The 22,473-nt window shown below is 63.0% G+C and carries 16 protein-coding genes; 9 read left to right on the top strand and 7 right to left on the bottom strand.

Annotation, left to right across the window (positions count from 1 at the left end; translation table 11 throughout):
• Positions 1-45 precede the first annotated feature (45 nt).
• From leuD to MKI86_RS10625, 5 genes are all read left to right on the top strand, one after another.
• Entirely contained in the window at positions 46-651 is a 606-nt protein-coding gene (gene leuD, locus MKI86_RS10645; RefSeq protein ID WP_241600880.1) for a 3-isopropylmalate dehydratase small subunit, read from the top strand.
• Positions 652-655: 4 nt separating this feature from the next.
• Positions 656-1,036, top strand: a complete 381-nt coding sequence (locus MKI86_RS10640) for a RidA family protein (protein WP_241600879.1) — start codon at positions 656-658, stop codon at positions 1,034-1,036.
• A gap of 108 nt (positions 1,037-1,144) precedes the next feature.
• Positions 1,145-2,254 carry a 3-isopropylmalate dehydrogenase gene (leuB, locus tag MKI86_RS10635; protein ID WP_241600878.1) on the top strand — a complete coding sequence of 370 codons (1,110 nt, stop codon included), beginning with the start codon at positions 1,145-1,147 and terminating at the stop codon, positions 2,252-2,254.
• Positions 2,255-2,373: 119 nt separating this feature from the next.
• Positions 2,374-3,087, top strand: a complete 714-nt coding sequence (locus tag MKI86_RS10630; protein WP_241601199.1) for a phosphatase PAP2 family protein — start codon at positions 2,374-2,376, stop codon at positions 3,085-3,087.
• A gap of 94 nt (positions 3,088-3,181) precedes the next feature.
• Complete coding sequence (locus MKI86_RS10625; RefSeq protein WP_241600877.1) at positions 3,182-3,466, top strand: hypothetical protein; 285 nt, start codon at positions 3,182-3,184, stop codon at positions 3,464-3,466.
• A gap of 148 nt (positions 3,467-3,614) precedes the next feature.
• On the opposite strand, the gene MKI86_RS10620 is transcribed toward MKI86_RS10625, so the two are convergent.
• Positions 3,615-5,495: an MFS transporter gene (locus MKI86_RS10620; RefSeq protein WP_241601198.1), complete on the bottom strand. Its 1,881-nt coding sequence runs from the start codon at positions 5,493-5,495 to the stop codon at positions 3,615-3,617.
• A gap of 626 nt (positions 5,496-6,121) precedes the next feature.
• On the opposite strand from MKI86_RS10620, the gene MKI86_RS10615 reads away from it, so the two are divergent.
• Together MKI86_RS10615 and MKI86_RS10610 are read left to right on the top strand one after the other, a co-directional pair.
• Positions 6,122-7,156, top strand: coding sequence for an aspartate-semialdehyde dehydrogenase (locus tag MKI86_RS10615; protein ID WP_241600876.1), 1,035 nt, complete (start codon positions 6,122-6,124; stop codon positions 7,154-7,156).
• A 207-nt stretch (positions 7,157-7,363) separates the two neighbouring features.
• Positions 7,364-8,185, top strand: coding sequence for a lytic murein transglycosylase (locus MKI86_RS10610; protein WP_241601197.1), 822 nt, complete (start codon positions 7,364-7,366; stop codon positions 8,183-8,185).
• A gap of 88 nt (positions 8,186-8,273) precedes the next feature.
• Here MKI86_RS10610 and MKI86_RS10605 read toward each other — a convergent pair whose 3' ends face one another.
• The gene (locus MKI86_RS10605) at positions 8,274-8,915 is read right to left on the bottom strand and encodes a carbonic anhydrase (RefSeq protein ID WP_241600875.1); all 642 of its coding nucleotides are present in this window, start codon (positions 8,913-8,915) and stop codon (positions 8,274-8,276) included.
• 92 nt (positions 8,916-9,007) lie between these two features.
• The gene (pdxY, locus tag MKI86_RS10600) at positions 9,008-9,883 is read right to left on the bottom strand and encodes a pyridoxal kinase PdxY (protein WP_241600874.1); all 876 of its coding nucleotides are present in this window, start codon (positions 9,881-9,883) and stop codon (positions 9,008-9,010) included.
• A 288-nt stretch (positions 9,884-10,171) separates the two neighbouring features.
• Between pdxY and MKI86_RS10595 the strand changes: the two genes are divergently transcribed.
• Entirely contained in the window at positions 10,172-14,941 is a 4,770-nt protein-coding gene (locus MKI86_RS10595; protein WP_241600873.1) for an NAD-glutamate dehydrogenase, read from the top strand.
• Between the two features lie 89 nt (positions 14,942-15,030).
• A complete protein-coding gene (locus MKI86_RS10590; protein ID WP_241600872.1) occupies positions 15,031-16,410 on the top strand; it encodes an MFS transporter in 1,380 nt (459 codons plus the stop codon).
• A gap of 57 nt (positions 16,411-16,467) precedes the next feature.
• Here MKI86_RS10590 and purH read toward each other — a convergent pair whose 3' ends face one another.
• The 4 genes from purH to htpX all read right to left on the bottom strand — a co-directional run bounded on the left by purH (position 16,468) and on the right by htpX (position 22,330).
• Complete coding sequence (purH, locus tag MKI86_RS10585) at positions 16,468-18,078, bottom strand: bifunctional phosphoribosylaminoimidazolecarboxamide formyltransferase/IMP cyclohydrolase (protein ID WP_241600871.1); 1,611 nt, start codon at positions 18,076-18,078, stop codon at positions 16,468-16,470.
• Positions 18,079-18,175: 97 nt separating this feature from the next.
• Positions 18,176-19,858, bottom strand: a complete 1,683-nt coding sequence (locus MKI86_RS10580) for a heparinase II/III family protein (protein WP_241600870.1) — start codon at positions 19,856-19,858, stop codon at positions 18,176-18,178.
• Positions 19,859-19,961: 103 nt separating this feature from the next.
• Entirely contained in the window at positions 19,962-21,374 is a 1,413-nt protein-coding gene (locus tag MKI86_RS10575) for an RsmB/NOP family class I SAM-dependent RNA methyltransferase (protein WP_241601196.1), read from the bottom strand.
• Positions 21,365-22,330 (bottom strand): zinc metalloprotease HtpX, encoded by a 966-nt coding sequence (htpX, locus tag MKI86_RS10570; RefSeq protein WP_241600869.1) that lies wholly within the window; start codon positions 22,328-22,330, stop codon positions 21,365-21,367. The genes MKI86_RS10575 and htpX overlap by 10 nt, the downstream gene beginning before the upstream one ends.
• Between the last annotated feature and the right edge of the window lie 143 nt (positions 22,331-22,473).

Here is a 22,473-nt window from a genome sequence, read left to right as displayed (position 1 = left end):
TAAACGCTTGGCGAAATCGACTTCACGTATTCCGAGGGTTTCCGCATGGACAAGTTCGTCAAGCTGACCGGCGTCGCCGCGCCGCTCCCCGTCGTCAATATCGACACGGACATGATCATTCCGAAGGACTACCTCAAGACCATCAAGCGCACCGGCCTGGGCAAGGGCCTCTTCGCCGAAGCGCGCTACAATGAGGACGGCAGCCTCAACGAAACGTTCGTGCTGAACAAGCCCGCCTATCAGAACGCCTCGATCCTCGTCGCCGGGGACAATTTCGGTTGCGGCTCCTCGCGCGAGCATGCGCCGTGGGCCCTGCTCGACTTCGGTATCCGCTGCGTCATCTCCACGAGCTTCGCCGACATCTTTTACAACAACTGTTTCAAGAACGGCATTCTGCCAATCGTCGTCAGCCAGGAAGACCTGGACAAGCTGATGGACGACGCCAGCCGCGGCTCCAACGCTATCCTGACCGTCGACCTGGAAGCTCAGGAAATCACCGGTCCCGACGGCGGCCGCATCGGCTTCGAAATCGATGCCTTCCGCCGCCACTGCCTGCTGAACGGCCTCGACGATATCGGCCTGACGCTGGAAAAAGCGACGGCGATCGACAGCTACGAGAAGCAGACCGCGTCTTCGCGCCCCTGGGCGTGATGCAATGCGCCGGCTGATCTCGTCCGGCTCCCCATTCGAAGCGACGGCGGGCTATTCGCGCGCCGTCGTGCAGGGCGACTGGTGCTTTGTGTCCGGCACGACCGGCTACGACTACGCCACCATGATCATGCCCGACAGCGTCGAGGACCAGACTCGCAACTGCCTTGCGACGATTGGCAGGGTCCTGACTGAGTCCGGCTTTTCCTTCGAAGATGTCGTGCGCTGCCACTATTATGTGACGGACGCCGCCTTTGCCGACCGCGTCTTCCCCATTCTCGGCGAAACCTTCGGCACGATCCGGCCCGCCGCGACCATGGTCGTCTGCGATCTGATCAGGCCCGAAATGCTGATCGAGATCGAAGTGACGGCGCTGCGCCGGACCTAGCCGAAAGGCCGAGGCAATCGCGCAAAATTCTTTCTTTTCGGCGATTTTCCTTGAACGGAAGTTGCGCTAAGAAGCGCGCGACCATTCCGTGACATCAAGGACAATCCCATGACAGCGCGTAACCTCCTCCTTCTGCCCGGCGACGGCATCGGCCCGGAAGCCATGGCGGAAGTCCGCAAGATCATCGCCTATATGAACGCTGAACTCGGCGCGGGCTTTACCACCGACGAAGGCCTCGTCGGCGGCTGCGCCTACGACGCCCATGGCGCGGCGATCTCGGAAGGCGACATGGAGAAGGCGCTTGCGGCCGACGCCGTTCTGTTCGGCGCCGTCGGCGGCCCGAAGTGGGATGCCGTGCCCTATGAAGTCCGCCCTGAAGCCGGCCTTCTGCGCCTGCGCAAGGACCTCCAGCTCTTCGCGAACCTGCGCCCGGCCATCTGCTACCCGGCGCTTGCCAATGCCTCCTCGCTGAAACCCGAGCTGGTGGAAGGCCTCGACATTCTCATCGTGCGCGAACTGACCGGTGGCGTCTATTTCGGCGAGCCGAAGGAAATCATCGATCTCGGCAACGGCCAGAAGCGCGGCATCGATACGCAGGTCTACGACACCTACGAAATCGAGCGCATCGCGGGCGTCGCCTTCGAACTGGCCCGCACACGCAACAATCGCGTCTGCTCGATGGAAAAGCGCAACGTCATGAAGTCCGGCGTTCTGTGGAACCAGGTGGTCACGGAAACGCACAAGCGCAGCTATTCCGACGTGCAGCTGGAACACATGCTGGCCGATGCCGGCGGCATGCAGCTGGTGCGTGCGCCCAAGCAGTTCGACGTCATCGTGACGGACAACCTGTTCGGCGACATGCTCTCCGACGTCGCCGCCATGCTGACGGGCTCGCTCGGCATGCTGCCGTCGGCCTCGCTCGGCGCGCCTGACGTCAAGGGCCAGCGCAAGGCGCTCTATGAGCCGGTCCACGGCTCGGCACCTGACATTGCCGGCAAGGGCATTGCCAACCCGATCGCCATGATCGCCTCGTTCGCCATGTGCCTGCGCTACTCGTTCAACATGGTTGCCGAGGCCGACAATCTGGAGAAGGCCATCGCCGAGGTCCTCGACAGCGGCGTGCGCACCGGTGACATCATGGCCGAAGGCTGCCGCCAGGTCGGCACCGTCGAAATAGGCGACGCCATCCTCGCCGCCTTCAAGACGCTCTCGGCCTGAGCCGATACGCATTGTGGAGGGCTCCCGGCGGGACTATTCCGGGAGCCTTTTTCATGCCGGTCCCTTGAAAAGCCGCGTCGCGCCAGCACATGGAAGCAACGCTGATTTTAGGGATACACATGAACCGACCGCTCGCGACCTCCTCGCTCTGGCTCCTCGTCGCCGCTTCCCTGCTTGTTGCAGCCCTCCTGCCGTTCGACGGGACGATCTCGCAATGGGCTCAGGGGTTGCCGGGCGGGGTGGTGACGTTCAATGAGAGGATCACCGATTTCGGCACGTTCAGCTGGATGATCTATGGGTCCGGCTCGATCGTTATCATCGCCTATATCCTGAATCGGGTGGCGAGCTCAGAGACCTGGTCATCCAAGACCAAGACCGCCTGGCGGCTGGCGCTGTATTTCCTGGTGACGATCGGCAGCGCCAGCGCTGTCGTGCATCTGGCGAAACTGGTGATCGGCCGCGCGCGGCCGGAACTGTTTGCCGAACATGGGCCGCATAGCATCTCATTCTTCGCCGGTCACGATTGGGTGTTCCAGAGTTTTCCCTCTGGCCATTCCGCGGCCGTCGGTTCGTTTTTCGGCGCGTTCTCGATGCTGGCGCCACGTCTGCGTATCCTGTTTGCGCTGGGGGCGTTGGCGATCGGCATCAGCCGCGTCGTGGTAGGTGCACACTATCCGAGCGACGTCGCGGCAGGGCTTCTCGTCGGACTGTGGACGGCGGTGATGACGGCTTTCCTGTTCGCAGGCAGGAACTGGCTGTTTCGGCTGGATGACAAGGGCTGGCCACGCCCCAAATCCTCAACAAGCGGCGGAGCAGGCTCAAAAGAGCCCTGAGAGAAACTCTCGCGAAGACGTATGATTCTTTCGTTTGCTTGCTCGTACCCGTTCTTTGTGGAACCATGAGAGCACTGCAAACGGAGGATCTAAAATGTTGGAAACACTTGTCTCTCAGCTTCTGGATCCGTTCCGCATCGGATTGATTGTTTTTCTTTTCCTGACGGCATTGCGCACACGCGCGGCAATGGGCCTCGCAAGCCCACTGGCTCTCGGCGTCATCTTCGTGGCCGTCTTGCTGCCGCTGACGACGGGAGCAAGTACCGCGACCGATAACGCGGCGAAACTCACCGCAATGGCCTGTGGGATAGTCTCGAATGCCATTATTCTTGGTTGTTTCGTCTCGGCATGGGCGGTTTGGACAAGGGTTCGTCAATAGAAGAGATGACGCCGACCGCGCCGCGTTCATCCAAGACATAGACGAAAAAAGCACGACGCCCGGGCGTCGTGCTTCTGAAAGTTGCTATTCGCTTCCGAAGACATCGAGATTGCAGGCTGGCCCGAAGACCAGCCTGCCCGCACGACACTTATTTCGCGTCATCTGCGAAGATGTCTTTCTTGTGCGTGTTGCCAGGTACCAGGAGAGCCCCGATGACGACAGTCGCTGCTGCGATGACGATCGGATACCAGAGCCCGCCATAGACGTTGCCGGTCTGCGCCGAGATGGCGAAGGCCGTCGCCGGCATCAGGCCGCCGAACCAGCCATTGCCGATATGGTACGGCAGGGACAGGCCGGAGTAGCGGATGCGGGTCGGGAACAGTTCGACGAGCATCGCCGCGATCGGTCCGTAGACCATCGTCACGAGCAGGATCAGATAGGTCAGGATCAGGATGATCGCGATCTTCTGACCGGTGAAGATGTCGAAGAAGTTCTGCGCCCGCGCAACCGTCGTGTTGGCATCTGCCGAGATCGGATAACCCGCAGCCGTCAGCGCATCGTTGACACTCTTTGTGAACGCGGCGGTGGCGGCCTTGAGATCGTCGCCGGTCAACGCAGCAGCGTCATACGCCGGAATGACCGTTTCACCGATCTTGACCTGAGCGACGGTTGCAGCAGCATCCTCGACGCTCTCGTAATTCACCGACGTACGGGCAAGCGTCGCTTTGGCGATATCGCAGGAGGAGGTGAACTTTGCCGTTCCGGTCGGGTTGAACTGGAACGAGCAGTCTTCCGGCGATGCGGTGACTGTGATCGGGGTCTGTTGCGCTGCATGAAGAGCCGGATTGGCGGTCTTGGTGAGCAGCGGGAAGACGAACTGATAGGTAACGGCGGCGATGAGGCAGCCTGCGAGGATGATCGGCTTGCGGCCGATACGGTCAGAAAGGCTACCGAAGAAGATAAAGCCGCCGGTGCCGAGAATCAGCGACCAGGCCACGAAGACGTTGGCCGAGAAGCTGTCGACCTTGATCACGTTCTGCATGAAGAAAAGAGCGTAGAACTGGCCGGAGTACCAGACAACAGCCTGGCCGGCGACGAGGCCGAGCAGGGCGATGGTAGCGATCTTGGCGTTGCGCCAGCCCCAGATGACGGAAATCACTGCAAAAGCGATGCCGAGGATCATGGCGATCGAGGAGCTTAACGTGCCGGTCATGATGGTGCCGACGAACAGGATCGGGACGATGAGCAGCACAAGAGCGTTGCGGCCGGGACCGAAAGCTTCACGCAGCGGCGCCTTGGAAGCGGCACCCTCTTCCTTCATCTTCTTGAAGGCCGGGGATTCATTCATCTGCATGCGGATATAGAGCGAGATCAGCAGCAGGACGATCGAGCCCAAGAACGGAATACGCCAGCCCCAGAGATCGAATGCCTTGATCATCTTCGGCGTGCCATCGGGATTCATCACGGCTGCACCTGCAGCATCCAGAACTGGCGACGGGTCCCAGTTACCGTTGACGTAACCCTGAACCGCCAGGATGACGACCAGGGATAGGAGAAGGCCGAGGGTTGCCGTCGTCTGGATGAAGGCCGTGAAATAGCCGCGCCGGTTTGCGGGGGCGTGTTCCGCCACATACACCGCCGCACCACCATATTCACCGCCGAGGGCCAAACCCTGCAACATGCGAAGAACGATCAGGATGATCGGCGCCGCAGCACCCCAGCTGGCGTAACCCGGCAGAAGACCCACGAGGAAGGTCGAAAGACCCATGATCATGATGGTCATCAGGAAGGTGTATTTGCGGCCGATCAGATCGCCCAAGGCGCCGAAAACCAGCGCACCGAACGGACGAACGAGGAAGCCCGCCGCGAAAGCCAGAAGCGCGAATACGTTGCGGGTGGCCTCGGGGAAGGCCGTAAAGAATTGCGCCCCGATGATCGCGGCGAGTGAACCGTATAGATAAAAGTCATACCACTCAAAGATGGTTCCGGCGGACGAGGCCATGATGACCTTCCGCTCCTCTCCCGTCATCGGACGTGAGCGATCCCCAGCGTTCACCTCAGCTACTGCCATTTGCGCCTCCTCCTTGTTCGCCGACCTTGCGATCGGCCAAATAGGTGCCATTGATGAGACAACCGCTCCTCAAAGACACACTTCCTCCACCTACACAGCAGAGTAGTTTACAGGCGTCATGTGCCAAGCCCACGAATGGTCGTAAGACCAAAGTCTTACCCGCAAGGCGCTGTCTCAACGCTCCGGCCGGCGCTCTCTTCGCACCAGCGAAGATGCCTTCAAACGCTCAGCTTCCGCAGGAGCGCGTCCGCAAGAAAAGTCACGCCTCGCTGAAAGTGCGTCGTGACTGTCCTTGATGTATTGACTCGGGGACAGAAACGCGTCAGAGCAACTGCGGAAAAGGAACCGCTCCATGCACCGTTTTGGGTTTGCCATCGCTGCACTGATTGCCCCGGCATTCTCTGCCGGACGGGTTCGTTCTTTCCCGATTTTTTCTAAAACAATGGCCAAAACGACGACGAAAACCGTCTGACGTCTCTGGCCACCGCTCTCTCCCCGGTCTGGCCGGGGACCGAAACCCGCGTCATGGCCGACGGGTTTCCCCTCCTGACCCCGCGGAGAGACAGAGAAAGAGAGCTTTAGACATGGGTTTTAAGATCGCAGTCGCCGGCGCGACCGGCAATGTCGGCCGTGAAATGCTGAACATCCTTTCCGAGCGCGGTTTCCCGGCCGATGAGGTCGTGGCACTCGCGTCCGCCCGTTCGCAGGGCACCGAGGTCTCCTTCGGCGACAAGACACTGAAGGTTCAGAACCTCGAGAACTACGATTTTTCCGACACGGATATCTGCCTGATGTCGGCCGGCGGCACCGTTTCGCAGAAGTATTCGCCCAAGATCGGCGCCCAGGGCTGCGTCGTCATCGACAACTCCTCGGCCTGGCGCTACGATTCCGAGGTTCCGCTGATCGTTCCCGAAGTGAACCCGGACGCGATTGCAGGCTTCCGCAAGAAGAACATCATCGCCAACCCGAATTGCTCGACCGCCCAGCTCGTCGTCACGCTGAAGCCGCTGCATGACCGCGCCACCATCAAGCGCGTCGTCGTCTCGACCTACCAGTCGGTCTCCGGCGCCGGCAAGGAAGGCATGGACGAACTCTTCCAGCAGACCCGCGCCGTCTTCGTCGCCGATCCCGTCGAATCGAAGAAGTTCACCAAGCGCATCGCTTTCAACGTCATCCCGCACATCGATAGCTTCATGGAAGACGGCTACACGAAGGAAGAGTGGAAGGTTCTGGCCGAAACCAAGAAGATGCTCGACCCGAAGATCAAGGTGACCTGCACGGCCGTGCGCGTTCCCGTCTTCATCGGCCATTCGGAATCGGTCAACATCGAGTTCGAGAAGGAAATCACCGCCGACGAGGCCCGCGAGATCCTGCGCGAGGCGCCGGGTTGCCAGGTGATCGACAAGCACGAGAACGGCGGCTACATCACGCCTTACGAGTCTGCCGGCGAAGATGCCACCTACATCTCGCGCATCCGCGAGGACGCAACCGTCGAAAACGGCCTGAACATGTGGGTCGTTTCCGACAACCTGCGCAAGGGTGCCGCCCTCAATGCCATCCAGATCGCGGAACTGCTCGTCGCCCGCGGCCTGATCAAGGCGAAGAAGCAGGCCGCCTGACAAGGCACAGGGACGCATCTGCCGGCTTTCTCAAAAAATGGCAACGTTCTCTTAATGATGTTTCAATAAAAGTCCCGGTTGTTCCGTTAAAGAACAGTCGGGGCTTTGTTTTGAGGCCGTCGGCCGGTTCACGCCGAGTTGCGATGACAGGAACAGGGGAGCATGGCATGCTCCCGCAGCGGTATTGACGAGATCACGGGGTTCTTGATGGGCATGAAAAAGAGCGCGGGCAAGGTTCTGGCCGCAATGATCGCCATCGCGGCGATGCCGGCGGCGGCACACGCTGCCAAGTGTGGCAACGACGCGGGCGGTTTCCCCGCCTGGATCGACGCCTTCAAGGGCGAGGCGGCAAGCCGCGGCATCAGCCGTTCGACACTGGACAAGGCCTTCTCCAATGTCAGCTACGCTCGCGCAACGATCCGCGCGGACCGCGGACAGAAGAGCTTCAAGCTCTCCCTCGAACAGTTCATGCAGAAGCGCGGCGGCCAGGCGATCATTCGCCGCGGCAAGAGCCTGAAGCAGCAGAACGCGGCCCTCTTCAACCGCATCGAAGCCCGCTACGGCGTTCCCGCTGGCCCGCTTCTGGCGATCTGGGGCATGGAAACCGGCTTCGGCAGCTTCCTCGGCAAGGAGCACACCATTTCCGCCGTCGCGACGCTCGCCTATGATTGCCGCCGCTCGGAATACTTCACCAACCAGCTCTACGCGACGCTGCAGCTCGTGCAGAACGGCACGCTTTCGACCACGGCCCGCGGCGCGGCGCATGGCGAGATCGGCCAGACGCAGTTCCTGCCGGCAAACGTGCTGAAATACGGCGTCGACGGCGACGGCAACGGCCGCATCGACCTCGTCGGCTCCAAGGCCGATGCGCTGGCCTCGACGGCCAACTTCCTGCGCGGCCACGGCTGGAGCGCAGGCGCGGGCTACCAGCCCGGCCAGCCGAACTTCGGCGCGCTTCAGGGCTGGAACGCCGCAAGCGTCTACCAGCGCGCGATCGCCATCATCGGCGCTGAAATCGACGGCAACTGAGAAACGTCTTGCTGCGCGGCGCATCGCGCCGCCGCAGGGCTACCAACTCATGGACACGAAACCGGCGTGGGCAACCACGCCGGTTTTTTCATGCGCTCGGGCGCCGAAAATCGCCGGTGGCCGCATCCATGATCCACAGCTCGCCCGTCGAGATGTCGAACCAGGCGCCATGCAGCTGGAGGCGACCCTTCTCCTCCAGGATGCGCACACAGGGGAAGGTCCTGAGATTGGCGATGGAATTGCGGATGGAAACCCGCTCCAGTGCACGCTGGCGTTCGCCTTGCGTCAGCATTTCCGCGCCCTGGATCTGCTCGGCGACCGGCTTGAGCATGCCCATCCACTTGCCGATGAAGTCGCCTGGCGACAACGGTTCGGCTTCCGGATCGAGCGCGGCCGAGATACCGCCACAGCGGCCATGGCCCATGACAAGGATGTCGGTGACCTTCAACGACTGAACCGCGAATTCGAGCGCGGCCGACGTGGCGTGGAACTGCCCGTCAGGCTCGTAGGGCGGCACGAGGTTGGCCACGTTGCGGACGACGAAGAGTTCACCCGGGCCGCTGTCGAAGATCGTCTCCGGTGCGGCGCGGGAGTCGCAGCAGGCGACCACGAGTGTCTTGGGTTTCTGGCCGGTCTCTGCCAGTGCGCGGTAACGCGCCGACTGCTCGGCATAACGCCCGGACATGAAATTGCGGTAGCCGTTCAGGAGGCGATCGGGAAAGCGGTTCATGGTGTCGGAATACCCCGTGTGCGATCTGGCGGATGGCCTCATCCGGTTTTGCATAAACCATCCCGAGGGCCACCGCGCAAGGCCAGATCGCGTCAGGTCTTGCGTGTCTGCGCCGGATGCATGAGGCGGCGCATATGCACCATCGCCATCGGCGTGGAGATGCTGGACGCATCCTGCTCCAGCGTGAGCTCGTCGGCACCGCGCTTGGCCGTGCGCGCAACGATCTCGAAGACGCTGGCCGTCGCCGTCATCAGGCGCCGCTCCTCCGTCAGATCCTCCATAAAGCGCGACAGGAAGATGGCGGCCAGCAGGTCGCCGGTGCCGTTCGGCGGGTTCGGCACGAGCCGGTGCTCGGCCAAAAGTGCGTTGCGACCTGACAGATAGAGATTGCCCGTGCTGCCGGCCATCAGCGGCATCGCCGAGGTGACCAGCATGCGCGACGGACCGAGCGCCAGCGCTGCCTCCATGATCTGCCCATTCGTCTCCAGCGGCGCGCCGGCGAGCCAGGCGAGTTCGAACCGGTTGGGTGTCGCGATCGACGCCAGCGGGATGAGGCTGTCGCGAATGGCGACCGCCGTCTCTTCGGCGATGTAGAGACCCTTCTCGTCGCCGCAGACCGGATCGCACATATAAAGCAGATCAGGGTTGTCGCCCCTGAGGCTTTCGACCAGACGCGCCACGGAGCGCACCTGCGCGGCACTGCCGAGATAGCCGGTCAGGACGGCCTTGATCTCACCGCGCCAGGGCGCGTGGATCAGGTCGAAGATCATCGCGTCGAAGTCCTCCGGCGACAGCACCACCCGTGTGGATTTTCCATGGCCGGGGTGCCACGGCAAAATGACCGTCGGCAGCGCCCAGACTGGATGGCCAAGTGTCTCCAGCGCGAACACGGCCGCACGATTGCCCACCGTGCCGCGCACGACATGGCTCGAAATGACGATGACGGCGCCCTTGTCGCTCTCACCCATGGCCTGGTCCCCTTCTGTGCAAAAGTGATGGCAAACAGCGCCACACCCTGTCAACGCCGGTGCGTCCCAAAGCCACCGCGCAGACCGATGTCCGACACCAGTTGTGTCGGCTTCTTGCGACATTTCGACGAAAATCCATGAATTTCCCGTCAAAACGACAGTATAACTGACCCATTCTGGACAAAATCGATTGAATTTTCTCAAGAAAACACAAATTTCATCGCGCCGTTTTTTTCTTCTGGTAACGTCCCGGCATCGGATTCGAGGGTAATTTCCAGGGGTTCCAGGATGAGCATGAAAAGAGAGAAGCATATCGAGGCCGCCAAGGCCGCTGCCGCAGCCCTCGGCGCGAAAACACTGAACCCGGACATCCTCTTTGGACGCGCCAGCAAGGACGATCTTGACCATTATACCGGCGCGATGCTGGCCGTTGCTTCCGCCCATGCCATGGGCGAGCTGGAAGCCTGGGACGGCACTGCCCCGCGCGTGACCGTCACCACCTTGCCAGACGTGAAGCCGCAGGGCCAGCCGGTTTCCGTTCTTGCCGTCACCGACCGCAACCAGCCGTTCCTGTACGATTCGGTGATGGGCGAGGTGACCAGCAGCTATCGCGACATTCTTCTGGCGATCCACCCCATTCTCGTTGTGGCACCCGGTGCCGCGCCGAAGCTGTTTTCACCGGACGAGCCGAGCGAGCCCGGCCAGCGCGTCAGCCATATTGAGATTCACCTGCCGGAAATGTCGCCGGCGGAAGCCGCGGCCCTTACAGAGCGGGTGAGGCATGTTCTCAATCAGGTTCACCTCGCAGTGGACGACTGGCCGGCCATGCTGGAAAAGCTCGACGGCATGAGAAGCGACCTGGAGCGCTTTGCCAGGGAAAAACCTGGAAAGAGCGAAGCGCTCGCTTTCCTCGACTGGCTGCGCGGCAACAACTTCACCTTCCTCGGCATGCGGGAATACAGCTATTCCGGCAAGGGTGCGGATGCGACCGTGGAGCGGGGCGGCGAAGGCCTCGGCATTCTGGCCGATCCCGATGTGCGCGTGCTGCGCCTCGGCAAGGATGCCGTGACGACGACACCGGAGATCCTCGAATTCCTCGAAGGACCGGACTTCCTCATCGTCACCAAGGCCAACGCCAAGTCCGTCGTGCACCGGCGCGCCTACATGGACTATATCGGCCTCAAGCGCTTCGATGAGAAGGGGAAGGTCATCGGCGAGCTGCGCATCGTCGGCCTGTTCACATCCACGGCCTATACCCACGCCGCCAGCCAGATCCCGCTGCTGCGCTCCAAGGTCGAGCATGTCGTCGAGCATTTCGGCTACGACCCTAAGAGCCATTCCGGCAAGATGCTGATGAACACGCTGGAATCCTATCCGCGCGATGATCTCTTCCAGATCGATACCGGCCTGCTCGCCACCTTCTGCGAGCAGATCAACGAACTGTCCGACCGGCCGCGCATCCGTGTCCTGCCACGCATCGATCGCTTCGACCGTTTCGTCTCTGTCATCGTCTATGTGCCGCGCGAGCAATATGATTCGGATGTGCGCGAAAAGATCGGCAATTATCTGAAGTCGGCTTACGATGGCCGTGTCTCCGCCTATTATCCGGCGTTTCCGGAAGGCGGTCTCGCGCGCGTGCATTTCATCATCGGCCGTTCCGGCGGCAAGACGCCGCGCATCCCGCAGAACAAGCTCGAACAGGCCGTGCGCGAGATCGCGACGCGCTGGACCGATCGCTTCGAGGCACTGTCCAATAGGGACGGTCTCAGGCTCATCGCCGATCGTGGCTACCAGGAAGATTTCACCCCCGCCGAAGCCCATGCCGATCTGGCGCTCATCACCACCGCGACCGCCGAAAATCCGATCAGCATCGCCTTCTACCGCAAGGCCTGGAACACCGATCTCAGCTCCGTCGAGCTGAAGATCTTCCATGCCGACGAGCCGGTCTCACTCTCCCGTCGCGTGCCGCTTCTCGAAAATCTCGGTTTCAACGTCATCAGCGAGCAGACCCATGACCTGACCGTCGTCGGTCTCGACGGTGAGCAGCGCCGCGTGCTGCTGCATGACATGGAGCTGAAGCACCGCGACGGCATCGAGATCAATCTCGCCAAGCTGCGTCCGATGCTGGAGGAGGCCTTCCTCGCCGCCTGGCACGGCGAGGTTGACGACGACGCGTTGAACCGCCTCATCATCACCGCCGGTCTTTCCGCTCGCGAAATCATGGCGCTCCGGACCTATTCGCGCTACCTGCGCCAGACGGGCATCGCCTATTCGCAGGGCTACATTGCCGATACGCTCAACAAGTACCCGGCAATCGCCGCGAGCCTCTTCCGCCTGTTCGACGCGCGTCTCGACCCGAAACTGTCCGAACGCCAGCGCGACAAGAAATCCACGGACGCCGCAGCGACAATCGAGGATGCGTTGGCCAACGTGCCGAGCCTCGACGAGGACCGGATCCTGCGCCGCTACGTCAATGCGCTGCAGGCGACGCTGCGCACCAACTACTTCCAGCACGATGCGGACGGAAAGCCGCGCAAGACCCTGGCGATCAAGCTCGATCCGAAGGCGCTTGACGGCCTGCCGGAACCACGGCCGTTCCGCGAAATCTTCGTCTATGGTGCCGAGGTCGAAGGCGTGCATCTGCGCTTCGGCAAGGTCGCCCGTGGCGGCCTGCGCTGGTCCGACCGCGCGCAGGATTACCGCACCGAAGTGCTGGGCCTCGTTAAGGCGCAGCAAGTGAAAAATGCTGTCATCGTGCCCGTCGGCGCCAAGGGCGGCTTCTATCCCAAGCAGCTTCCGGCCGGCGGCAGCCGTGATGCGGTCTTCAAGGCCGGCACCGAGGCTTACAAGACCTATATCCGCACGCTGCTCTCCGTCACCGACAACATTGTCGGTCAGGACGTCGTGCCCCCGGCCGATACGGTTCGTCTCGATGGCGACGATCCCTATTTCGTCGTCGCGGCCGACAAGGGTACGGCCACCTTCTCAGACACCGCCAACGGCCTTGCCCAGGAAGCCGGCTTCTGGCTCGACGATGCCTTTGCCTCCGGCGGTTCTGCCGGTTACGACCACAAGAAGATGGGCATCACCGCACGCGGCGCCTGGGAAACCGTCAAGCGCCACTTCCGCGAGATGAACATCGACATCCAGAAGACGCCGTTCACGGTGGCCGGCGTCGGTGACATGTCGGGCGACGTTTTCGGCAACGGCATGCTGCTATCGCGCAAGATCCGCCTCGTCGCTGCCTTCGATCATCGCGACATCTTCATCGATCCGACCCCGGACACCGATACGTCCTTCGCCGAGCGGCGCCGCATGTTCAACCTGCCGCGCTCCAGCTGGCAGGATTACGACCGCTCCGTGCTCTCCAAGGGCGCGATGATCATTCCACGCACGGAAAAATCCGTGACGCTGACCCCGGAGGCCATGGCGGTCATCGGCATCGACAAGGCCAAGGCAACGCCGTTCGAGATCATGACGGCGATCCTGAAAGCCCCCGTCGACCTCCTGTGGTTCGGCGGCATCGGCACCTATATCCGCGGCCAGAACGAGACGGATGCGGAAGTTGGCGACCGCGCCAACGACGCTATCCGTATCGTGGGCGAGGATGTACGCGCCAAGGTGATCGGCGAGGGCGCCAATCTCGGCGTCACCCAGCGCGGCCGCATCGCCTTCGGCCTGAAGGGTGGGCGCAGCAACTCCGACGCCATCGACAACTCCGCGGGCGTCAACTCCTCCGACGTCGAGGTCAACATCAAGATCGCGCTCGCCTCGGCCATGCATGACGAGCGGCTCGCACGCGCCAAGCGCAACGTGCTGCTCGCCTCGATGACCGACGAGGTCGCCGAACTCGTCCTGCGCAACAACTACCTGCAATCGCTGGCGATCTCGCTCACGGAACGGCAGGGTACAGCCAACCGCGCGTCGCTGACCCGCCTGATGGATCGTCTGGAGGCCGCCGGCCATCTCAACCGCAAGGTCGAGACGCTGCCGGACGACCGAACACTGGCCGAACGCTACCAGGCCGGCAAGCCGCTGACGCGGCCGGAGATCGGCGTGCTGCTTTCCTATGCAAAGCTGGTGCTGTTCGACGAACTCATCCATACCGGCCTGCCGGACGATCCCTATTTCGAGCCGACACTGGCGGGCTACTTCCCCGCCAAGATGCAGAAGGCCTATGCCGACGACATCCGCTCGCACCGGCTGCGCCGCGAGATCGTCGCAACCATACTCGCGAACGAGGTGATCAACCGCGGCGGCCCGGCCTTCATCAACGGCCTCACTGACGGCACCGGCTTCGGCCCGGCTGATGCGGTCAAGGCCGCCGTCATCGCGCGCGACGGTTACGGTCTCGCCGCGCTCTATGCCGGCGTGGACACCCTGGATAACCAGGTTTCCGGGGAAGTCCAGAACGAGCTCTATGAGGAGATCGGCCGCATCTATGCGACGCTCACCAGCCTGCTCCTGACCACCGGTGCCGTGTCCGGCCCGCTCGACCAGGCGATCCACAAGCTCAAGCAGGCGCTGAAGCAGCTGCGGCCGCATCTCTCCACTCTGGTGTCGGATGCCGCCGGCGACGAGGCCCGTCGCAGGGCCCATGCCTACGAGGACGAAGGCGTGCCGGCAGACCTGGCCGCCGAGATCACGACGCTCTCGATGCTGACCTTCGTGCCAGAGGTCATGCTGATCGCAACGGCGACCGGCGATACGCTGAGCAAGACGGCGCAGGCCTTCGCGGGTATCAGCGGCACGCTGAACATCGGCCGGCTGCTGGCCGCAGCCGCCCGCATACCGACCGGTGATCTCTACGAGGCTCTGGCCCTCCAGCGCAGCCTTACGGATATCGCCAATGCCCGCCGCGACCTGACCAGCGCTGTGCTGACGCGCCACAAGGGCGACAAGGCTCCGCTTGCCGCGTGGCAGCAAAGCGAGAAGGAGCGGCTGGCCCGTGTGACGGCCAACCTTTCCGCGCTGACGGAGACCGGCGAGGCGACCCTCGCCAAGGTCAGCGTGGCCGCCGGCATCCTGAGCGACCTTGCGCAGGAAAGGGTGAAATGACACAGTCCCGTGCCGGCTGGCGGACGAGGCTCCGTTAGCCGGCTTGAAGACGGGCGCATCATCGCCCCGGCATAGGAGGGGCGATGAGCATGGACACGAAAGCCGCGGCGCCACGCGCAAGCCGTCTGGGCATTACGGGCTGGATGCTGTTCGATTGGGCGGCGCAGCCGTTCTTCACGGTCATCACCACTTTCATCTTCGGTCCCTATCTCGTCGCGCGCCTGACGGACGATCCGGTCGCGGGACAGGCGGCCTGGAGCTACACACTGACCATTGCGGGCATTGTGATCGCCCTGCTGGCGCCCGTCATGGGCTCGATCGCGGATGCGTCCGGTGCACGAAAACCCTGGATCGCCGCCTTTGCAGTGGTGAAGATCCTGGCGCTCATGGCGCTCTGGTATGCCACGCCGGGCAGCAGTCTGGTCTTCGCCATGGCGATGATCGTGCTTGCCACCGTCGCGGCGGAGTTTTCCATCGTCTTCAACGATTCCATGATGCCGCGGCTGGTGAGCCCGGCCGATACCGGACGCATCTCCAACATTGCCTGGGGCCTCGGCTATCTCGGCGGCATGATCGTGCTGATCGCCGTCGTGGCGCTTCTTGCCGCCAACCCGCAGACCGGCAAGACCGCCATCGGCATCAGCCCGCTTTTCGGGCTTGATCCGGCAACGGGCGAGGATGCCCGCATCACCGGGCCGATCTCTGCGATCTGGTATCTTGTCTTCATCCTGCCGATGTTCTTCTTCACCCCGGACCAGAGCAAGGGCCTGCCCACCGCACAGGCCGTTCGCGCAGGCTTCGCGGATCTTTCCGCAGCCTTGCGCGATCTTCGCGGCAAGCCGGGCATCATGCGTTTTCTCATCGCGCGCATGGTGTACCAGGACGGCGTCAACGGTCTCATCGCGCTCGGCGGCACCTTCGCGGCCGGCATGTTCGCCTGGCAGACCTTCGAGCTCGGCATCTACGGCATCATCCTCAATGTCGTGGCCATTGGCGGCTGCCTTTATGCCAGCCGGCTGGATAAGCGCCTCGGCTCGAAGGCGGTCGTCGTCGGAAGCCTCGTCTGCCTGACCATCGCGACCATCGGCATCGTCTCGACGGGTCCGGGCTTCACCCTCTTCGGCCTCATCCTGTTGCCGGGGGAGGATACCGGGGCCCTGTTCGGCACTGCCGCTGAAAAGGCCTACATTCTCTATGGCCTGCTGATCGGCCTTGCGTTCGGCCCCGTGCAGGCCTCCGCGCGCTCCTACCTTGCCCAGAGCATCCACCCGGACGAGGCAGGCCGCTATTTCGGGCTCTATGCACTTTCGGGCCGCGCCACATCCTTCCTGGCGCCGCTCTCCGTGGCCCTCGTCACCACGGCGACGGGCTCGGCGCGCCTGGGCATGATGGCGCTGATCGTCTTCCTGGTTGTCGGTTTCCTGCTTTTGCTGCGGACACCTTATCCCGCTGCCAAAGTCACCCGCTGAAACGCAAAACGCCCCGCAAGCGGGGCGTTTCTATAAGCGCAAGAATCCGGGTAAGGATCAGTGGCGAAAGTGTCGCATGCCGGTGAACACCATGGCGACGCCCGCCTCGTCGGCCGCGGCGATGACTTCGGCATCGCGCATCGAGCCACCGGGCTGAATAACCGCCGTGGCACCGGCGGCAATCGCGGAGAGCAAGCCGTCTGCGAAAGGCAGAAACGCTTCCGACGCAACGGCCGAACCGCGCGTCAGCGGCTCGGCAAGGCCCATGGCCTTGGCGGCTTCCTCGGCCTTCAGGCCGGCGATGCGGGCGGAATCGACGCGGCTCATCTGGCCGGCGCCGATACCCGCCGTCTGGCCATCCTTGGCATAGACCACGGCATTCGACTTTACGTGCTTGGCGACCTTGAAGGCGAACTTCATGTCGATCAGTTCCTGCTCGGTCGGCGCCCGCTTGGTGACGACCTTCAGTTCCAGATCCTCGACCACGCCGTTGTCGCGGCTTTGCACCAAAAGGCCGCCCGATACGGTCTTGGCGGAGAGGCCGGGCGCGCGCGGATCGGGCAGGCCGCCCGTCACGAGAAGACGCAGATTGGGCTTGCTGGCGATCACCGCACGGGCCTTTTCATCGGCATCCGGCGCGATGATGACCTCGGTGAACAGCTTGACGATCTCTTCCGCCGTCTCGCCGTCCAGTGTCGAGTTGAGCGCGATGATGCCGCCGAAGGCCGAGACCGGGTCGCAGGCCAGCGCCCTGGCATAGGCGTCCTTCAACGTTTTTCCGGTGGCAACGCCGCAGGGGTTGGCGTGCTTGATGATCGCACAGGCCGGACCGTTTTCCGGCAGGAACTCGGCGACCAGCTCGAAGGCGGCATCCGTGTCGTTGATGTTGTTGTAGGAGAGCTGTTTTCCCTGCAGGAGCGTTGCGGTGGCAACGCCGGGGCGGTTTTCGCCGGTCACATAGAAGCCCGCCTTCTGGTGCGGGTTCTCGCCGTAGCGCATCTCTTCCTTCAGCGCGCCGCCGATCACGCGGTGGCGCGGCATGGCGATGTCGAGGGCCTCGGCAAACCAGTTGGAGATCGCGGCATCATAAGCGGCGGTGCGTGCATAGGCCTTCGCCGCCATGCGCTGGCGGAAGGCATAGGACGTCGTGCCGTCAGCCAGTTCAGCGATCAGCGCCTCGTAGTCGGCGGGATCAGTGACGATGGTGACATAGGCATGGTTCTTGGCCGAGGCGCGGATCATCGCCGGGCCTCCGATATCGATGTTCTCGACGGTCGTCGGATAGTCGCCGCCCTTGGCGCGGACATCCTCGAACGGATAGAGATTGATAACAGCAAGGTCGATGGCGCCGATGCCGTGCGCCTTCATGGCCTCGACATGCTCGGCATCGTCACGGATCGCCAGCAGCCCGCCATGCACGGAAGGATGCAGCGTCTTCACGCGACCATCCATGATTTCCGGGAAACCCGTCACTTCGGACACGTCGGTAACGGCAAGTCCGGCATCGCTGAGCGCCTTGTAGGTGCCGCCGGTCGACAGCAGCCGCACGCCCTTTTCGGCAAGCGCCCTGGCAAGCTCGACCACACCGGTCTTGTCGGAAACGGACAGGAGCGCGGTGCGCACGGCAACACGGTCGGGGGCGGGGATCTTCTTGGAAACAACGGCCATTGGGCGCTCCGTTCTGACGGCCCGGGAGGAGGGGCCGGATGGTCATGCGCCCCGTTAACACAGGCGCCGCCCGGAGAAAACCTCGAATGAGAAAAGCTCAGCGCCGGCGCACCAGAGACCACTGGACTTCCGACGTGTCCGCAAGCGGCATGGTCAGCGTCAGCTGGCGCGACGCGCGCACGCCGGAGGGATCGGCGAAGAACACATCCTCCTCCTCCTCGATGCCGATATCGAGGCAGGTCAGGGCCCAGGCCTCGCCATCGGGTGCGACCAGCCGCACCTCATTGTCGGAAGCCGGATAGAGCTGAATGCTCGGATGGATATGGAAGCGCACGACGGCCGTGCCCTTGTCGACTGCGGCGCCGGGCGTGCCCGGCTTGAAGAAACGCTCGCGGCCGCGAATTTCCGTGCCCGAGGCGGAAACGAAGATATCGCGCTCGTAGATCAGGCCGAAGCGCTGGAGATAGCCGTCATGGCTTGCCGTGATGCCATCCGCGCCGGACTCCCGCTCGGCCCTTGCCACATTCACCTTGCTGACACCGCCAATGATGATCGGCCCCAGGAAACGCGAGGTAGAAATGCGCGACGAAGAGGTGTCGTTGACGGTGGCGACAGAATGCGCCGCCGTCATACGCGCCATCTGCCGCATCGCATCGCCGGCAAAGCGCGGCCGGCCGGAATTGACGATGAAGCGGTTCTTGCCCGACGACATCTCGATGGAAAGGGTGCCGGCCGAATGCGTCGCGGAGAGATCGATGGATTTCGGCATGCCGGTATCCATCAGCACCACCGTCTCCTTCACCGCGAGCCGGTCGTAATTGATCGAGGGCAGGGCCTTGAAAGGCGCGCCGCCGGTCTCGTCGTAACGCAGCACGGACATCAGTTCGTTGGCCAGCGTATAGGTCGCCCCGTTGAACAGGGCGAGCTCGCCGCCCTGATGGCGGAAGAAGCGCAGGGCAGGATAGATGCGGTCGATGCTCGGGATGAGCTGCAGGGGCATATCGTGGCCGAGATTGACATAGGTCTGGCGCAGCGGCAGCAGGTCGAGCAGCAGGTCGAGTGCGGCCCGCGGATTGCGCGAGCAATGGCCGCCATCCGGCAGGATCTGCCTATCCAGCTCCGCATCGAGATTGCGGGCGGCGCTGCGCATCTTGGACACGGTCGCGGGCATGGCGATCGAGGCCATGGCCAGCGCGATGCGCACACGAAGCCTTGGTTCGCCGTCCCGCGTCGTATCGGCGACATGGCGCAGATAGCGCACCTGGAAGGCAAGGCTCTTGAGGAAGCGCCGGTAGAACGGATAATCCGCGTCTTTCAGCACGACGGGCGAATGGGACAGCCAGGCGATGATGCGTTGCGCCGCGACATCCGGGCGCCAGGCAAGCCCGCCGATGACACGGCCATGGCTTTGCAGCCAGTCGTCGACGATGAAGCGGGCCGTATGCGCCGCCTTGTCGGGATCGACGAGCCGCAGATGGCGCAGCCAGCCGAAGGAATGCAGGCGGACGGCAAATTCCTCGGACGGAAGCTCCAGTGCGAAGGGTGATTCGCCCTCGCAATCCAGCACGCGACCGGCAAGCGGGAAACGGCCGGCGGTAATCTCTTCGCCGGCGAAGGAATCGGCGGGGTGCAGGTCCGTCGGCGCCACGATCAGGCGGTCGGGCGCGCTGCCGGAAAATCGCACGGCGCTGATCTTGCCCAGGGCAAGCCTTCGCGAGAAGCGGCGCCAACCCTCACGCAGATACAGATAGAGAAGCCGTTGGCGGTCGGAAAGCTGCATGGTTAACAAATGCCTCCAAGCCTATAGGTAGGCCGAGGAGATGAGCGGCGTCAATTCATCACCTGCTGATGGACTGTTGATGACAGTGGGAATGCGGAAGGGATCAACCGCTTCTGCGCAGCCGGACCGCATAAAACCCGTCGACGCCACCGGCATGGCCGGCTGTTGCGGGCAGCATGGCGGGCGTGGTGCGGAATTCGCCGCGCGGCGAAACCGCTTCTTCAAGGCCCGGCCAGTCCGCCGGATCGACGGGAATGAGCCGCCAGTCCGGGTTGTCGGCCAGAACCCGGTCGACCATGTCCTCACCCTCGGTGGGATCGAGCGAGCAGTTGGAGAACACCAGATCGCCGCCCGGCTTCACCAGCGTCAGCGCATGGCGCAGCAGGCGCTCCTGCAGGCGCGCGAGCTTTTCGATATCTTCCGGCCCCTTCGTCCAGAGCACGTCGGGATGCTTGCGGATCGTGCCCGTGGAGGAGCAGGGCGCGTCGAGCAGAACGGCATCGAACAGCGTCTCGGGGCGGAAATCCGCCATATTGGCTTCGAGCGTCGTCGCCGAAAGACCGAGCCTTTCCAGATTGCTTTCAAGCCGCCGGAGCCGATTGCCCGACTGGTCGAGCGCCGTCACCAAGCCGCCAGCCAGCACAAGCTGCGCGGTCTTGCCGCCGGGCGCGGCGCACAGGTCCGCGACATGCTTGCCCGCGAGATTACCGAAAAGTCTGGCCGGCAGGCTGGCTGCGGCGTCCTGCACCCACCATTCACCCGCCTCGAAACCCTCAAGCGCCGGAATGGTGCCGGAGGATGCGGGCAGGCGGACGGAGCCGGTCGGCAGGACGAGCCCACCCAGCTTGGCGGCCCAACCCTCTGGATCGGATTTGACGGTGAGGTCGATGGCCGAGGGTTCCAGCACGGCCTCTGCGATGCTTGCCGCGTGCGCCTTGCCGTAGACTGTAATCAGCCGCTCGTAGAACCACCCTGGAATGGCCGGCAGCGCCTGCGTGTTCGAAAGATGCGTGGCCTTCTCGCGCGACAGGCGGCGCAGCACGGCGTTGGTGAGACTGGCGAAACGACGGTTGCGCGGATCGAGCTGCGCCTGCTCGACCGCAAGGTCGACGGCCGAATGATCGGGCACGTCGAGATAGAGGATCTGCGCCGCGGCCACGGTCAGCACATGGTGCAATGCACGGGCACCCTCCGGCAACGGCGTGCCGACGAGCGTGTCGAGGATCGCTTCGATGCGGGGGAGGTGGCGCAGCGCCGTATTAAGAATGGCGCGAACCAGCGCGCGGTCGGCATCGTTCAGCTGGCGGTAGGCCGGATTGCCGTTTTCGAGATCCAGCATCCCGTCGAGCGGCGTCCTGCGGTCGACCACCGCGGCAAGGATCTTGGCCGCCGCCTGCCGGGCACGTAGGCCCGGCTTTTCGACGTGATCGGCAGCCGGCGCGGGCTTCGGCGGGCGAGCGCCACGATGCCGGTTGGAATGCGGTTTGTTTCTGCGATTTTCGTCGTTCAAGACCAGGGACCTTTGGGTGGTTCGGAACCACCGCGTCCCCAGCCGGTGGTCGGGACGGAACGCGATTTGCGCGAGGCATTATCAGTCCGAACCGGTTCCGTCGAGCGTGCCTGCATGCCGCGAGCCATTTCCTGCAGCGCGGCGATGCGGTTTTCCGTGTTCGGATGCGTTGAAAACAGGTTGTCCATGCGCTCGCCCGACAGCGGATTGATGATGAACATATGCGCCGTCGCCGGGTTATGCTCGGCCGCATCGTTCGGAATACGCCCGGCGGCCATGGCGATCTTCTTCAGCGCCGAGGCGAGCCACAGCGGGTTGCCGCAGATTTCCGCGCCGCGTTTGTCGGCGGAATATTCGCGCGTGCGGCTGATTGCCATCTGCACCAGCATGGCGGCAAAGGGCGCGACGATCATGGCGATGAGAATACCGATGAAGCCGAGCGGATTGTTGTTCTCGCGGTTGCCGCTGCCGCCGAAGAACATCGCGAAATTGGCGAGCATGGAAATCGCGCCGGCAATCGTTGCCGTCAGCGTCATGGTCAGCGTATCGCGGTTCTGGATATGCGCGAGTTCGTGCGCCATCACGCCAGCCACCTCTTCGTAGCTCAACGCCTGAAGAAGGCCCGTCGATGCGGCAACGGCAGCGTTCTGCGGGTTCCGGCCGGTCGCAAAGGCGTTTGGCTGATCGCTGTTGATGACGAAGACGCGGGGCGTGGGCAGGCCGGCCCGTTTGGCGAGATCGCGCACGATGCCGTAATATTCCGGCGCCGATCGTTCATCCACCTCCTTGGCGCCATACATGGACAGCACCATCTTGTCGGAATTCCAATAGGAGAAGAAGTTCATGGCAATCGCGACGAGCAGCGCGATCATCATGCCGCCCTTACCGCCTATGAGCAGACCCACGCCCATGAAAAGCGCCGTCATGAAGGCGAGCAGCATGGCTGTGCGAAGGATGTTCATGCGTTTTCGGCTCCCGTAAAAATCTTGTGCCTGCCTGCGAGTTCCCGGTGTCAAGGGAATGTTTCACGTGAATCAACGCTTTCCACAGCGCGCTCACGCTCCTATATGATGGTGAACCAACTGCACGTCTTCAATATCCAAGA

The organism is Shinella sedimenti (assembly GCF_022601905.1).
Classification (GTDB): domain Bacteria; phylum Pseudomonadota; class Alphaproteobacteria; order Rhizobiales; family Rhizobiaceae; genus Shinella; species Shinella sedimenti.
The sequence above is the reverse complement of the archived record's forward strand: the minus strand, read 5'-3'. Positions and strand labels throughout refer to the sequence as shown.